This is a genomic window from Actinomadura kijaniata (assembly GCF_014138665.1).
GTDB lineage: Bacteria > Actinomycetota > Actinomycetes > Streptosporangiales > Streptosporangiaceae > Spirillospora > Spirillospora kijaniata.
Genome location: NZ_JACJIA010000010.1, coordinates 130,368 through 143,288 on the forward strand (window position 1 = coordinate 130,368; position 12,921 = coordinate 143,288).

12 protein-coding genes are annotated in these 12,921 nt (G+C 75.4%); 6 read left to right on the forward strand and 6 right to left on the reverse strand.

The annotated features are described in order from the left end of the window. Positions 1–61 precede the first annotated feature (61 nt). Entirely contained in the window at positions 62–817 is a 756-nt protein-coding gene (locus tag HNR61_RS32140; RefSeq protein WP_182846911.1) for a TetR/AcrR family transcriptional regulator, read from the reverse strand. Positions 818–926: 109 nt separating this feature from the next. Between HNR61_RS32140 and HNR61_RS32145 the strand changes: the two genes are divergently transcribed. After that, positions 927–1,883, forward strand: a complete 957-nt coding sequence (locus HNR61_RS32145; protein ID WP_182846912.1) for an ATP-binding cassette domain-containing protein — start codon at positions 927–929, stop codon at positions 1,881–1,883. Next, entirely contained in the window at positions 1,880–2,716 is an 837-nt protein-coding gene (locus HNR61_RS32150) for an ABC transporter permease (protein WP_182846913.1), read from the forward strand. Before HNR61_RS32145 ends, HNR61_RS32150 begins: the two co-directional genes overlap by 4 nt. A 4-nt stretch (positions 2,717–2,720) precedes the next feature. Here HNR61_RS32150 and HNR61_RS32155 read toward each other — a convergent pair whose 3' ends face one another. The 4 genes from HNR61_RS32155 to HNR61_RS32170 are packed head-to-tail and all read right to left on the reverse strand — an operon-like array spanning position 2,721 to position 5,531. Next, positions 2,721–3,425, reverse strand: a complete 705-nt coding sequence (locus tag HNR61_RS32155) for a hypothetical protein (protein ID WP_182846914.1) — start codon at positions 3,423–3,425, stop codon at positions 2,721–2,723. Positions 3,426–3,483: 58 nt separating this feature from the next. After that, the gene (locus HNR61_RS32160; RefSeq protein ID WP_182846915.1) at positions 3,484–4,188 is read right to left on the reverse strand and encodes a zf-HC2 domain-containing protein; all 705 of its coding nucleotides are present in this window, start codon (positions 4,186–4,188) and stop codon (positions 3,484–3,486) included. After that, a complete protein-coding gene (locus HNR61_RS32165) occupies positions 4,185–4,802 on the reverse strand; it encodes a sigma-70 family RNA polymerase sigma factor (protein ID WP_084000411.1) in 618 nt (205 codons plus the stop codon). The genes HNR61_RS32160 and HNR61_RS32165 overlap by 4 nt, the downstream gene beginning before the upstream one ends. Before the next feature lie 51 nt (positions 4,803–4,853). Beyond that, positions 4,854–5,531 carry a COG4315 family predicted lipoprotein gene (locus HNR61_RS32170; protein ID WP_182846916.1) on the reverse strand — a complete coding sequence of 226 codons (678 nt, stop codon included), beginning with the start codon at positions 5,529–5,531 and terminating at the stop codon, positions 4,854–4,856. A 196-nt stretch (positions 5,532–5,727) separates the two neighbouring features. Here HNR61_RS32170 and HNR61_RS32175 point away from each other — a divergent pair, with 196 nt between their 5' ends. The 4 genes from HNR61_RS32175 to HNR61_RS32190 all read left to right on the forward strand — a co-directional run bounded on the left by HNR61_RS32175 (position 5,728) and on the right by HNR61_RS32190 (position 10,333). Continuing rightward, positions 5,728–6,321 carry a hypothetical protein gene (locus HNR61_RS32175; protein ID WP_067825702.1) on the forward strand — a complete coding sequence of 198 codons (594 nt, stop codon included), beginning with the start codon at positions 5,728–5,730 and terminating at the stop codon, positions 6,319–6,321. A gap of 357 nt (positions 6,322–6,678) precedes the next feature. Further along, positions 6,679–7,212, forward strand: coding sequence for a hypothetical protein (locus HNR61_RS32180; RefSeq protein ID WP_220510053.1), 534 nt, complete (start codon positions 6,679–6,681; stop codon positions 7,210–7,212). A gap of 66 nt (positions 7,213–7,278) precedes the next feature. Further along, complete coding sequence (locus HNR61_RS32185) at positions 7,279–8,178, forward strand: DUF4429 domain-containing protein (protein ID WP_182846917.1); 900 nt, start codon at positions 7,279–7,281, stop codon at positions 8,176–8,178. Positions 8,179–8,305: 127 nt separating this feature from the next. Further along, positions 8,306–10,333, forward strand: coding sequence for a CehA/McbA family metallohydrolase (locus HNR61_RS32190; protein WP_182846918.1), 2,028 nt, complete (start codon positions 8,306–8,308; stop codon positions 10,331–10,333). Positions 10,334–10,412: 79 nt separating this feature from the next. Here the strand turns inward: HNR61_RS32190 and HNR61_RS32195 are convergent, their stop codons facing one another. Continuing rightward, positions 10,413–12,896, reverse strand: a complete 2,484-nt coding sequence (locus HNR61_RS32195) for a GMC oxidoreductase (protein WP_182846919.1) — start codon at positions 12,894–12,896, stop codon at positions 10,413–10,415. Between the last annotated feature and the right edge of the window lie 25 nt (positions 12,897–12,921).

The following is a 12,921-nucleotide window of genomic DNA, read 5'->3' on the forward strand; positions in this document are numbered from 1 at the left end:
CCTGGTGAGGTGCGAGCCCCCCCCGGGGCGAGCGCCGTGGGCCAGGGCCCGGCGGCACCGTCTAGCCGCGGGAACGGATCAGGACCTCGATGCCGTCCAGGATCCGGGCCAGGCCGAACTCGAAGGCGTGCTCGGGCCCCACCGGGCCGTCGTAGGCCTGCCCGGCCGCCGTGCCCACCCGTGCGCCCAGCGGGTAGCGGTCGATGTCGATCAGCTTCGACAGCACCGGCGCGGCCTTCTCCCACCACTGGTGGTCGCTCATGCCGGTGCGGCGCTCGGTCTGGGTGACGTCGGCCGAGAGCCGCGCGGCGCTGTGCACGAACCCGTTGACCAGCGCGACGACCGAGTCCATCTCCACGTCCGACAGGCCGAGGCCCTCGACGGCGGCCAGCTCGTACTCGTACTTGTCCAGCAGGTGGGGGCCCATCGGCGGGCGGGCGGCGGAGACGTGCAGCAGCCACGGGTGGCGGTGGAAGAGCCGCCAGTTCTCGTGGGCGATGTGCTCCAGGCGCTCCCGCCAGGAGCCGCCGCCGGGCGGGGCCGGCTCGCCGTTGACCCGGTCGACCATCAGGTCGAGCAGCTCGGCCTTGCCGGGGACGTAGGTGTAGATCGACATCGGCGCGACGTCCAGGTCCTCGGCGATCCGCCGGATCGACAGCGCCTCCAGCCCCTCGGCGTCGGCGATCGCGACCGCCCGGTCGACGATGCGCGGCACGGTCAGCTTCGGCTTGGGCCCGCGCCGGGGCCGGTCCTGGACGCCCCACAGCAGCTCCAGGGTGCGGACGGGGTCGCCGGTTCCGGTGTGCTCGGTGCTCACCCCTCCATCCTGGCAGAAAATCCGTACACCTTACGGATTGAAACTCTGTACGGCGTACGTTATGTTCTGCGAGCCAACTCTGTACGGCGTACGAAACTGGAGGCGCACCATGACGACGCACATGATCGTCGCCACCGGGCTGCGCAAGCGCTACGGCGGCACCACGGCCCTGGACGGGGTCGACCTGGCCGTCCCGGCCGGGACGGTGCACGGCCTGCTCGGCCCCAACGGCGCGGGCAAGAGCACCACCGTCCGGATCCTCTCCACCCTGGCCCGGCCCGACGGCGGCCGCGCCGAGATCGCCGGGCACGACGTGGTGCGCGACGCGGCGCGGGCGCGGTCGCGCATCGGGCTGGTCGGCCAGCACGCCGCCGTCGACGAGATCCTCAGCGGACGGCAGAACCTCGTGCTGTTCGGGCGGCTGTACCACCTGGGCGCCCGCGCCGCCCGCCGGCGGGCCGACGAGCTGCTGGCGGCGTTCCGGCTGGAGGAGGCCGCCGACCGGCCGGTGCGCGGCTACTCCGGCGGGATGCGGCGGCGGCTCGACCTGGCCGCCGGGATGATCCTGGCCCCGCCGGTGCTGTTCCTGGACGAGCCCACCACCGGCCTGGACCCCCGCTCCCGCAACGAGGTGTGGGAGGCGGTCCGCGACCTGGCCGGCGGCGGCACCACCGTGCTGCTCACCACCCAGTACCTGGAGGAGGCCGACCGGCTCGCGCACAGCCTGTCGGTGATCGACCACGGCCGGGTCATCGCCGAGGGCGCCCCCGACCGGCTCAAGTCGCGGATCGGCGGGGACCGCCTGGACGTGGTGGTCGCCGACCCGGCCGCCCTGCCCGTGGCCGCCGAGGTCGTGGGCCGGGTCTGCGGCGCGGAGGCGGAGGTGGACGCCGCCGCGCTGCGGGTCGGCGCGCCCGCCCGGGACCGCGCCGCCACCCTCACCGAGGCGGTCCGCGCCCTGGACGCGGCGGGCGTCGCGGTCGCCGACATCGGCCTGCGCCGCCCCACCCTCGACGAGGTGTTCCTCAGCCTGACCGGCCCCGCCACCGAGGAGGCGACCGTATGAGCGTCCCGGCTTCGATCCCCGTCCCCGCCGTGCCCACCGGCGCCGCCCGGCTGCGCTGGGCGGTCGCCGACGCCTGGACGATCACCGGGCGGGCGCTGGCGCACTGGGCGCGCCAGCCCGGCCAGGTCGTGCTGGGCCTGCTGTTCCCCGTGATGGTCGTGCTGATGATGGGCTACCTGTTCGGCGGGCAGATGCGCGTGCCCGGCGGCGGGGACTACCGCGCGTTCATCATGCCGGGCATGTTCGCGATGACCATGCTGTTCGGCGTCGAGACGACGTTCGCGGCGGTCGCCACCGACACCCAGCGGGGCGTGACCGACCGGTTCCGGGCCATGCCGATGGCCCCCTCGGCGGTGGTCGCCGGACGCGCCGTCGCCGACATGCTCCACTCGACGGTGTCCCTGGCCGTCATGGTGGTGTGCGGGCTGGCCGTCGGCTGGCGCTGGCACGACGGGCCGGGCGCGGCGCTGGCGGCGCTCGCGCTGCTGCTGGCCCTGCGGTTCGGCCTGGTGTGGGTCGGTGTCTACCTGGGACTGGTCGCCAAGGGCCCCGAGTCGCTGGTGGCGGTGCAGATCCTGGTGTGGCCGGTCAGCTTCCTGTCCAGCGCCCTGGCCGCGCCCAGCACCATGCCGGGCTGGCTGGGCGCCCTCGCCGAGTGGAACCCCCTGTCGGCGACCGTCACCGCCTGCCGCGAGCTGTTCGGCCAGACCGTGCCCGGCGGCGGGTCCTGGGCCGCCGAGCACGCGATGGAGCTGGCGGTGGCGTGGCCGCTGCTGCTGGTGCTGGTCTTCGCGCCGCTGTCGGTGCGCCGCTACCGCGACCTGGACCGGTGAGGGCTCAGTCGCCCGGCAGCGCGTCCGCGCGGTGCCGGGCGACGGCCAGCGCCGGGTGACAGTCGTCGGCGAACGTCCGCCCGGCCGCCAGCGCCGCCCGCAGCCGAGGACCGACCGCCGCCGCGTCGTAGGGCTGCACCACGCACAGCTCCGCCTGCATGGCCTGGCGGGCGGCGTTCATCAGCGCCGGGACGTCCCCCACCACCACGACCTCGCCCGGCTCGTCGCCGTACCCGAGCCGCACCGCCAGGGCGTGCAGGTCGGCGCCGCCCTCGTACCGGAACTCGCACACCAGCCGGTCGCCGTCCAGCGGCCCCTCCTGGATGAGCCAGACCATGCCCGGCACCACCCGGCCCAGCGCGCCCGCCCAGGACGGCTCGGCCGCGGCCAGGGCGTCGGCGGCGCGGCCCGCCGCCGTCCGGGCCTCCGCCGGGCCGATCGCCGCCAGCGCCCGCAGGAAGGCCTTCGCCCCCGGCGTCGCTGCGGCCCGCAGACTCATGATCAGATCGCCCAGCGCCGCGCGGTACCCCTCGGCGTTCGGCGCGGCCGCCTCCAGCGAGCCGAGCTGCGCCGAGGCCCACACCTCGGCCTGCAACGCCGACGGCAGCGCGGGCAGCGCGCCGGCCGCCCGCACGTACGCCGCGTACACCTCGCGGAGGCCGGGCAGCAGCAGGCGGGGCTCACGGGATGCGGGTCGGGTCGCGCTCACCGCTCCAGGGTAGACGCCGCCCGCACCGGATCCGTACCCGCCGGTAGCGTTCGGTCCCTCACGCCGGAACGGTCAGCAGCGTGCGGTCGTCACCCAGCGTGCGCACCTCGAACCGGACGATCTGCGACGACGGCAGCGCCGTGCCGCCCTGGAGCACCAGCGCCGGCGGCGTGCCGGGCAGGCCGTAGCCCCGCTCGGGGACCGACCAGCCCGCCACCGTGTGCGCCCGGCCCGACCGGTCCACGGCCACCAGCTCGCACTGCAGGGGGCCGCGCAGGCGGCTGAGCCGCAGCCCCACGCGGGTGCCCCACGCCTTCGACTCGGTCGCCACGCGGCCCGTCACGCCCGTGCGCGGGTCGGTCGCCGCGGCCGTCCGGCCGGCGCTCAGCAGCTGCTCGGCGCTGCCGTCCGGCGGCGCCGGCGGCTCGGCCTCGGTGAGGTCCAGCGTCGTTCCCAGCCCCAGCGCCCCGCCCAGCAGCACCAGCCCGGCCGCCGCCCCGACCAGCGCCCGCGACCACCGGTCGCGGCGCCGCCGCCGCGCGTGCAGGCTGAGCAGGTCCACCACCCCGGCCGGGTCGGGCTCGGAGGGCGGGGGAGCGGCCAGCTCCGGCGGCAGCCCGTCCAGCGCCGCCGCGACGCCGCGCAGCTCCGACAGCTCGCGGCGGCACGGCGGGCACCCGGCCAGGTGCCCCTCGAACGCCAGCCGGTCGCCCGGCTCCAGCAGGCCCAGCGCGTAGGCGCCGACCTCGACGTGCCCGGTCACGGCGTCACGCCCCTTTCCTCCAGGGCGACGCGCAACGCCCTGAGCGCGTAGTACACCCGGGACTTGACCGTGCCCACGGGGATGCCGAGGGCCGCGGCGGCCTCGTTGACCGAGCGGTCCCGGAAGAAGGTCTCGTTGAGGATCTCGCGGTGCGAGGGGGACAGCGCGAGCAGTGCTTCGGACACCACGACCGAACGCAGCAGGTCCTCCAACCCGTCGGGGGCGCGCAGGTTCTCCAGCGGGCCCTCGCCCGCCTCCTGCGGCCGCGCGTTCTTGCGCCGCTGGTCGTCGATGACGATGCGGCGGGCCACCGTGGCCAGCCACGGCAGCAGCGAGGTCGCGCCCGAGTCCAGCTGGTGGGCGCTGCGCCAGGCGCGGATCATCGTCTCCTGCACGACGTCCTCGGCCCAGTGCCGGTCGCCGCCGGTCAGCCGCAGCACCAGCGACAGCAGCGGACGGCCGTACACGCGGTACAGCTCGGTGATGATCACCTGGTCGTCCACGTCCCCGGCCGGGCGGGGGCCGCGGAACCACGACCACGGGCCGTCGGCCGGGGCGTCGCCGCCCCGGCCGCGTCCGCGGGCGGCCGGGGCGGTGGGGGAACGATGAGCCATCGATGGTCTCCGATGGGTGGGGGTGCGGGGTGGGGTGGACGCGGCCGGGACTCAGTTCATGCCGGGCATGCCCTGCATGCCCGGCATGCCGCCGTCCGGGGGAGGGCTGCTCGGGGCGCCGCCGTTCGGGGCGCCGCCCTGGCCGTCCTCGGCGCGGGTGCCGGGCGGCGCGGGCCGCACCAGGCGGGCCTTGCCTCCGTTCGGGGCGCTGGCGAACCAGACGCCGCCCTTGCCGTGCCCGGTGGTCTCGGTCGGCGCGGCGTCCCCGGCGTACCGGTACAGCGGCCAGCCGCCCAGGGTGACCTGCCAGGACCCGTCGGGGCGCCGGACCCGCCCGACGCGCTCCCGGTCGATGCCGGTGATCCTCAGCTCCGGCGTCCAGACGGCCGGCGGCCACGTCCGCTCGCACTGGTCCACGCAGGTGGTGGCCGGTGGCCTGGGGCGGTCACGGTCGAAGCGGTACAGGGTGCGTCCGGAGTTGTCGGCCACGACGCTGCCGAACATGGTGGTCGGCAGCGCGCGCAGCGACGGCGGAACGGCCTGCATGTCCTGCATGTCCGCCATGCCGCCCGCGGCGGCCCGCGCCGGGGGACCGACCGCCCCGCCGGAGCCGCCGCACGCGGTCAGCGCCAGGGCCGCGGCCACGGCGCCCGCGAGAAGGGCGATCGGTCGTGCCGCGCCGTCGCGCCGCGGGAGCCCGGGGGCCACCCTCCAGGGGGACACGGTCATGGCGTTCCTTCCCGGTGAGCTTCGTGTCACGTCGGGAGGCAGTACGCAGGGATCGGGAAAACGGGTTCAAGCACTTACCGATTCGCCACTGATTACTGACCCGGGCCGTCTCAGGGACCGGTCCGTGACGTCTAAGGGCGGAACGAACACCGCGCCTGTTCTTGGAGGAACGACGGAGACCGAAAGGCGAACCGGAGTGAACGGGGACGAACAGCTCGTCTACCGCCTTCTGCTGGCGGTGGACATCCAGGGCTACAGCAAGCGCAACACCGCCGAGCAGCTGCGGGCGCAGCGGCAGCTGAACGACGCGCTCGACGCGGCGGCCCGGGGCACCGGGCTGGACCGGGCCCGGTGGGCCAAGCAGGTCGGCGGCGACGGGGAACTGGCCACCCTTCCCGAGGACGTCGACCCCGCGCCGGTGGCCGGGGACTTCGTCGTCGCGCTGGCGGCGGCGCTGCACGAGGCCAACACCGGGTCGGGCCCCCGGCTGCGGATCCGGCTGGCCCTGCACCACGGCACCATGACCGACGGGCCGTTCGGGCCCGCCGGGGACGCGCCGATCGTCGTCCAGCGGCTGCTGGACGCCGGGCCGCTGCGCCGGCTGCTGGTCGACGACCCCGGCCGCGACGTGGCCTACGTGGTGTCGGACTCGCTGTACGCGGACGTGGTGCGGACCGGGTTCTGCGCGCTGCCGCCGTCGGTGTTCACCCCCGTCAAGGTCACCGCCAAGGGCGCGGTCTTCCAGGGGCACATCCTCACCGGGCCGATCCCGGCCCTGAGCCCGGCCTGACGGGGGCCGGGACCGACCCCGGCGTCCGCCTACCTCAGACGCGGTAGGCGGACGCCGTCGTTCTACACCGCTCGCGTTAGGGACGAAGCCGCCGCCCATGCGACGCGCCACCCCGAACCCGCCCGGCACCGTCAGGACATGACCACCACCGAGAACCGCACGGGCGCCGAACCCCACGCCCACACCGAGCTCCACGCGAGTGGTGAGGGCTTCACAGGCGGTGAGGGCTTCACAGGCGGTGAGGGCTTCACAGGCGGTGAGGGCTCCACGGGTGGTAAGGCCACCACGAGTGCCGAAGCTCCCACGAGTGCCGAGGTCCCCACGAGTGCCGAGGTCCCCGTCAGGGGCGGGGGGTCCGTGAAGGGCGAGGCCCGCGCGCGGCGGGGCACCACCGGGCGGGGGTGGCGGATGTCGCCCCGGGCGCGCAAGGCGAACCTCGTCCTGCACGTGATCTGCTCGGTCACCTGGCTGGGGCTGGACGTCGGGCTGCTGACCCTCACGCTCACCGGCCTGACCACCGACGACACCACCACGCTGCGCGCCGCCTACGTGGCGATGCGGCTGTTCGGCGACGTGCTGCTGGTCCCGGTCGCCCTGCTGGCGCTGACCACCGGCGTGGTGCTGTCGCTGGGCACCCACTGGGGCCTGACCCGCCATCTGTGGGTGCTGGTCAAGCTGGTGCTGACGCTGGTGGCGGGGACCCTGACGGTCCTCTCGCTGCGGCCCGGCCTGCACGAGGCGGCCCGCGCCGCGCTCGGCACCCCCGCCGACCATGGCTCCTGGGACCTGCTGGCCCCGCCCGTGGTGTCGATGACGATGTACGTCACGATGACGGTGCTGTCGTACTACAAGCCTTGGGGCCGCACCCCCTGGGCCCGGCGCGCCCGCTAGCGGGGCCGCCCGAACCGGTCCTCCGGGCGGAGGGGGATCCGCGTTCCACGGCTCTACCATTCGGACATGGCGGAAATCACCACCCGCGACGGATCCTGGACGTTCGACGGCGAGATCCTGCGGATCGTGCCCGGGCACGACCGGTCGGTGCACAAGCTGCGCAGGGCGATGGGCGAGATCGCCGTCCCGCTGCGGGCGGTGGCGGGCGTCGCGTTCGAACCGGGCCGCAAGGGCGGGCGGCTGCGGTTGCGGCTGCGGCCCGGGGCCGACCCGTTCACCCAGGCGGTCGGCGGCGGGCTGCCGCCCGAGGCCGACCCCTACCGGCTCGCCGTCGGCAGGGACCGCGTCGGGGTGGCCGAGTTCCTGGTGGACGACGTGCGCAACTCCCTGATCGTGTGGGAGGTGCCGGACGGGCCCTGCGACCGCTACCTGATGCCCGGGCCGCCGGTGCCGATCTCGGCGACCGCCGGGGACGGGACGGCGACCTTCGACGGCGCCCGGATCCGCCTGGAGTGGAACTGGATGGCCGAGGAGGCCAAGACCAAGGCCGGGCCCCGCGAGTTCGCCCTCGGCGACGTCGCCGGCGTCGAGTGGAGCCGCCAGTCGGGCATGGGCTACGGGTTCCTGCGCTTCCGGCTGCGCGGCGCGTCCGCCCAGCACGCCGCCGAGAACGACCCGAACGGCCTGGCGTGGGGCATCCAGCGCGAGGGCGGGACCACCGCGCTGCTCGCCGCCGCCGTCGTCGCCCGGCTGCCGCACCCGTTCGCGCCCGCCGAGGACAAGCCCTCGCTGGAGAAGCCCGCCGCCGAGACGCCCGCCCTGGCGGCCGCCGCCGGGGCCGCCGACCCCGACGTGCTGCTGCGCCGCCTGCGCGAACTGGGCGAGCTGCACCGCGACGGCGTCCTCACCGACGAGGAGTTCGCCACCGCCAAGGCCGCCATGCTGGACCGCTTCCGCACCGGGTGAAAAGGCCGGATAGAGGATTGTTCCTCCCGGTAGGGAAGATCGCCTACCGGCGGTGGCCACGCGCTTCCCCGCCGTGGTGCGCTGTGGCACGTTGAGGGAACCCCGGCCCCAGCGAGACGGAGACCCCATGTGCGACGAGCACGACCTGCCGCCCGCCGTCCGGCGGGCCCTTGCGGACTACCGGCGGCTGCTGGCCGAGCACGGGCCGACCTGGGGCGAGGACCCCATCACCTACGTCCGGCAGATCGAGGCCGACGCGTTCGTGCGCGACGAGCACCGGTTCTTCCTCGCGCTCCTGGAGAAGGTCTTCGCGCGGTACCCGGGCGCGTCCGCCGAGGAGATCGAGGAACGCGTCCGCGACATGGACCTCCAGGAGGTGATCCGCGACGCCCTCGCCGGGCGGGAGCTCCCCGACAACCTCGCCGCGCTGCGGATCACCCCGGACGGCGTGCGGCTGGAGGCGCGCGCCCAGACCGTGCTGGAGGGGGAGTGGTTCCGCACCACGCTGATGGCCGACTCCGCGCTCGACCGGCCCGTCACCCTGACCGTCGACGGCGCCGCCCGCGAGCTGGCCGCCGGGGGAGCGCTGCTGGTCCCGGTCACCCCCGCCAGCGTCGTCGCGGTGGACGGCCGGACCGTCGGCCTCGGCGGCCTGGTCCGCTCCGCGCCCGCCGCCCGGCTGCGGGTGCGCGCCGGGTTCCCGTGCCGCTGGTCCGTGATCGGGGAGAACGGCCGGGGCTGGTACCCCGAGGGCGCGCAGCCCCGCCGCGACGGCCACCGCGACCCCTACTTCCACGGCGACGACCTGGTGCTGGACGTGCCCGCCGAGCCGCTGACCGTCCGCGTCACCCGCGGCATGGAGTACGACACCGCCGAGGCCGAGGTCATCCCCGAGCCCGGACGCGAGACCCTCGTCGAGCTGACCCCGCGGCGGCTGTACGACGCCGCCGCGCGCGGCTGGTACGGCGGCGACATGCACGTCCACATGAACTGGACCGGCGACACCGTCGGCACCCCCGCCCAGGCCGCCGCCGCCCAGCACGGCGAGGACCTGCACGTGCTCAACCTGGTCGCGGGCAACGTCGCCTCCGAACGCGTCTACGACCGCGAGGCCCTGGAGCACTGGGCCGGGCGGGACCTGCCCTGGTCCGACGCCACCCACCTCGCGCGCCTCGGCGTCGAGTACCGCAGCGACCTGCTCGGCCACTTCTACGCCTTCGGGATGCACACCCCGCCGACCCGCTACCACACCGGGTTCCTGGGCACCGCGGACTGGCCGCCCAACGCCGAGGCCTGCCGCGAGCTGCGCGGGCTGGGCGCGGTGCTCGGCTACAGCCACCCCTTCCACGTCCCGTTCGACGAGGACGCCCCGCCCGCCGCCGCGCTCACCGAGGGCCGCAACTGCAGCGCCCGCGAGATCGTGTCCGGGGCCGCGCTCGGCCTGGTCGACTCCCTCGACGTGCTCAACCACTCCTCGATCCAGGCCACCGCCACGGTGTACCGGCACCTGGTCGGCGCGGGCAACCGGCTCGCCGTCACCGCCGGGACCGACACGATGCTGTCGTTCAACCGCCGCAGCAGCCAGTCCGGCCCGCCCGGCTGGGAACGCGTCTACGCCCGCCTCGACGGCCCCCTCACCGCCGCCGCGTTCGCCGACGCGATCCGCGCGGGCCGCACGTTCGCCACCACCGGCCCCTGGCTGGAGCTGGAGGTGGACGGGCACGGCCCCGGCGACGCCCTCGACCGGGCCCCCGGCGACCGCGTCACCGTCACCGCCCGCTGCGTCGGCCCCGAGGTGCGCGGGCTGGAGCTGCGCACCGCCGACGGCGTGGTCGCCGAGGGGCCGCCCGGCGAACTCACCGCCGAGCTGACCGTGGACGCCCCCACCTACGTCGTCGCCGTCGCCTCCGGGCCCGCGCACCCCCGGACCTTCCACTACTCGGGCGCGTACGCCCACACCAGCCCCGTCTACCTCGACGTCGCCGGACGGCACGTCGCCCGGCCCGCCGACGTGCGCTGGTGCCTGGACTACCTGGACGGGCTGGAGACGATGATCCGCGAGCACGCGCGCCTGGACGGCGAGCGCCGGCTCACCGACCACCTCGACCTGCTCGACGCCGCGCGCGCCGTCTACCGCGCCCGCCTCCCCCGGTAGGGACGCGGAAGGGGACGGGAAAAGGGCGTGGGCCGAGGGCACCCCGCAGTTCCCTCGGCCCACGCGTCCGTGGCGGCCCCTATTCGAGGTCGGGGCCGTAGACCTCCCACAGCTCGCCCGCGAAGAAGCGGCCGAAGTCCAGCAGCGCCGCCACGCCCCGCGGACCGCTGGTGCGGAACGTGGTCAGCTGCCGCGCGAAGTCGGTGAGCTGGATGTGCAGCACCCCCGCGCCGAGCACCTCACCACCGGGCACCTCACCACCGGGCACCTCACCACCGGGCACCTCGCCGTCGGGCCCGTCCTCGGCGACGTGCCCCTCCAGCAGCCGCACGTACAGCGTGGAGGTGTCGGGCCAGATCCGCGTCGGCGGACCGTGCAGCACGTTCTTCTCCCCGGCCAGGGTGCGTTCGCGCCCCTGGTCGTCGGTGAAGAACAGGCGGTACTTCATCAGGCGGCGGTTCTCGTCGCCGTCCGGGGCGAACAGGTTGAACCAGCCCCGCTGGACCGGCCGCCGGCCCCCGCAGCAGGCGGCGTCGATCCACCCCTCGGCCCGCGCGGTGTGCTCGGGCTCGGCGAGGAACCGCCGCACGTCGTCGGCCGTGATGGTGAGGCGGAACGACAGGGGCTCGCGCCCCTCGGCCAGCTCCCCCGCGCGCGGGTCGGCGACCCCGTGGGCGAGGCGCCCCTTCATCTCCTCGGTGAACGACAGCGACGTCGGGCCGGACCCCTCGGCCCGGGACTGTTCCCCGGTCCCGTCGTGGAGCCCGGGTTCCGACCCGTGCGCCGTGCCGCCCACCGCCCCGTGGTGCGGGCCGGTCCCCGCGACCGGCCCGGCCCCCGCGCCGGCGCCCGCGCCGCCGGCGTTCCCGCCGGCGCTCGCGGACTCCAGCAGTCTCGTGCTCATCCGGTCGGCCATCGCCGCGATGGTCAGGGAGGGGTTCGGGCCCACCGGACCGGGCATCGCCGCCCCGTCGGCGATGTACAGGCCCGGGAACCCGAACACCTCGCCGAAGGCGTCGCAGACGCCCTCGTCCGGATGGTCGCCCATCGGCGCGCCCCCCAGCGGATGGACGGTGATGACGCGCTTGCGGAGCCACATCGGGTTGTCCCGGTACTCCGCGCCCAGCACGTCGGCGATGCTCCGCATGGTGCGGCGCAGCCGTTCGAAGTGCTCCTCGCTGGTCTCGGCGGACCAGTCGACGTTCAGCCGGCCCTCCCGCAGCGACAGCCGCCCGTCGGCGGTGTCGCGGCCCATGCCCAGCAGCGGCAGCGAGCTGACCGTCAGCGCCCCGTCGCCGATCAGCTCGGCCAGCTCCGCCGACAGGTTGGTGTCGGGCGCGTCCTTGAAGAACTCGACGAACCGGCCCCACATGAACTTGACCATGCGTTCCAGCTGCGCGGAGAAGTCCAGCGTCGGCTCCACCATCCACTTGGCGAACCCCGGGTAGCCGCCGTCCTCGATGTAGGCGCCGCGGCCCGCGCCGGGAACGCCGTCGAGCGCGTCGGGCAGCCGGATCGCGGTCGTGATCACCGGTCCCTTGGAGGCGTCCAGCGGCCGGACCCGGTTGCGGTCCTTGGCCCTGAGCAGGAACGTCAGCAGGTCGCCGTTGCCGCAGAACCGCGTGCCGAGCGCCGGGCTCAGCCCCGGGAACGCCTCCCGCGACCGCAGCAGCAGGAACGTGGTGCCGTAGGTCCCGGCGGCCAGCACCAGCCGCCGGCACGTGATCGTCCGCACCGGGGGATGGCGGTCCTCGCCCGCGGGGTCCTCGGCGGGGTCGCGGGTGGGGTCGTGGACGACGTAGTCGACCTCGTAGCCGCCGCCGTGCCGGGGACGGACCGCCTTCACCTCGTGCGAGGTGCGCAGGTCCGCGCCGTGGAACCGGGCGGCCGACAGGTAGGTGTGGTCCAGGCTGTTCTTGGCGCCCTCGTTGCAGCCGATGTCGCACTCGCCGCACAGCTTGCAGGTGCGGCGCGGCACGCCGTGCAGGTTGCCGTAGGGGGCGTCCACGACCGGCAGGCCCATGCCGGGGGCGACCCCGCGCTCGGGTGCGAAGCTGATCGCCAGCGGCGGCAGCGTCGCGTGCAGCCCCAGCTCGGCGGCGGCGTCGGCCAGCGCGTGCGCCTTGGGCGTGTCGTCGTAGGGCGGCCGGTCCAGCGGGTACGGCGCCGCGCCGATCATCCGCTCGACGGCGTCGTAGTGCGGGTCCAGGTCGCCGCGGGTGACCGGCCACGACTTGTGGCCGCCGTGCGCGTCCTCGTGCGCGAACCAGCGCTCGTCCTTGCGCAGCAGCACGTTCGCGTAGATCAGCGAACCGCCGCCCAGCCCGGCCGACACCACCGAGTCGCACCCGCCGAACCGCCACACGTCGTACATCCCGTGCAGGCCCGCCTCGGGGTCCCAGAACGCCCGGCCCATGTCGGCGGGGGAGCGGGGGAAGCTGCCGGGCGGGAACGCCCGGCCGCGCTCCATCAGCACCACCGAACGCCCCGCCTCGGCGAGCCGGTAGGCGGCCACCGAGCCGCCGAAACCCGACCCGACGACGACCGCGTCGACGTGCTCCATACTCTGCTCCTGCTCCGTCCGTCTC

What these genes read in the sequence shown, in the direction of transcription:
- HNR61_RS32145 (WP_182846912.1), top strand. Translation starts at nt 927, where the DNA reads ATGACGACGCACATGATCGTCGCCACCGGGCTGCGCAAGCGCTACGGC.
- HNR61_RS32150 (WP_182846913.1), top strand. Translation starts at nt 1,880, where the DNA reads ATGAGCGTCCCGGCTTCGATCCCCGTCCCCGCCGTGCCCACCGGCGCC.
- HNR61_RS32165 (WP_084000411.1), bottom strand. Translation starts at nt 4,802, where the DNA reads ATGGCTCATCGTTCCCCCACCGCCCCGGCCGCCCGCGGACGCGGCCGG.
- HNR61_RS32170 (WP_182846916.1), bottom strand. Translation starts at nt 5,531, where the DNA reads ATGACCGTGTCCCCCTGGAGGGTGGCCCCCGGGCTCCCGCGGCGCGAC.
- HNR61_RS32185 (WP_182846917.1), top strand. Translation starts at nt 7,279, where the DNA reads ATGGCGGAAATCACCACCCGCGACGGATCCTGGACGTTCGACGGCGAG.
- HNR61_RS32190 (WP_182846918.1), top strand. Translation starts at nt 8,306, where the DNA reads ATGTGCGACGAGCACGACCTGCCGCCCGCCGTCCGGCGGGCCCTTGCG.
- HNR61_RS32195 (WP_182846919.1), bottom strand. Translation starts at nt 12,896, where the DNA reads ATGGAGCACGTCGACGCGGTCGTCGTCGGGTCGGGTTTCGGCGGCTCG.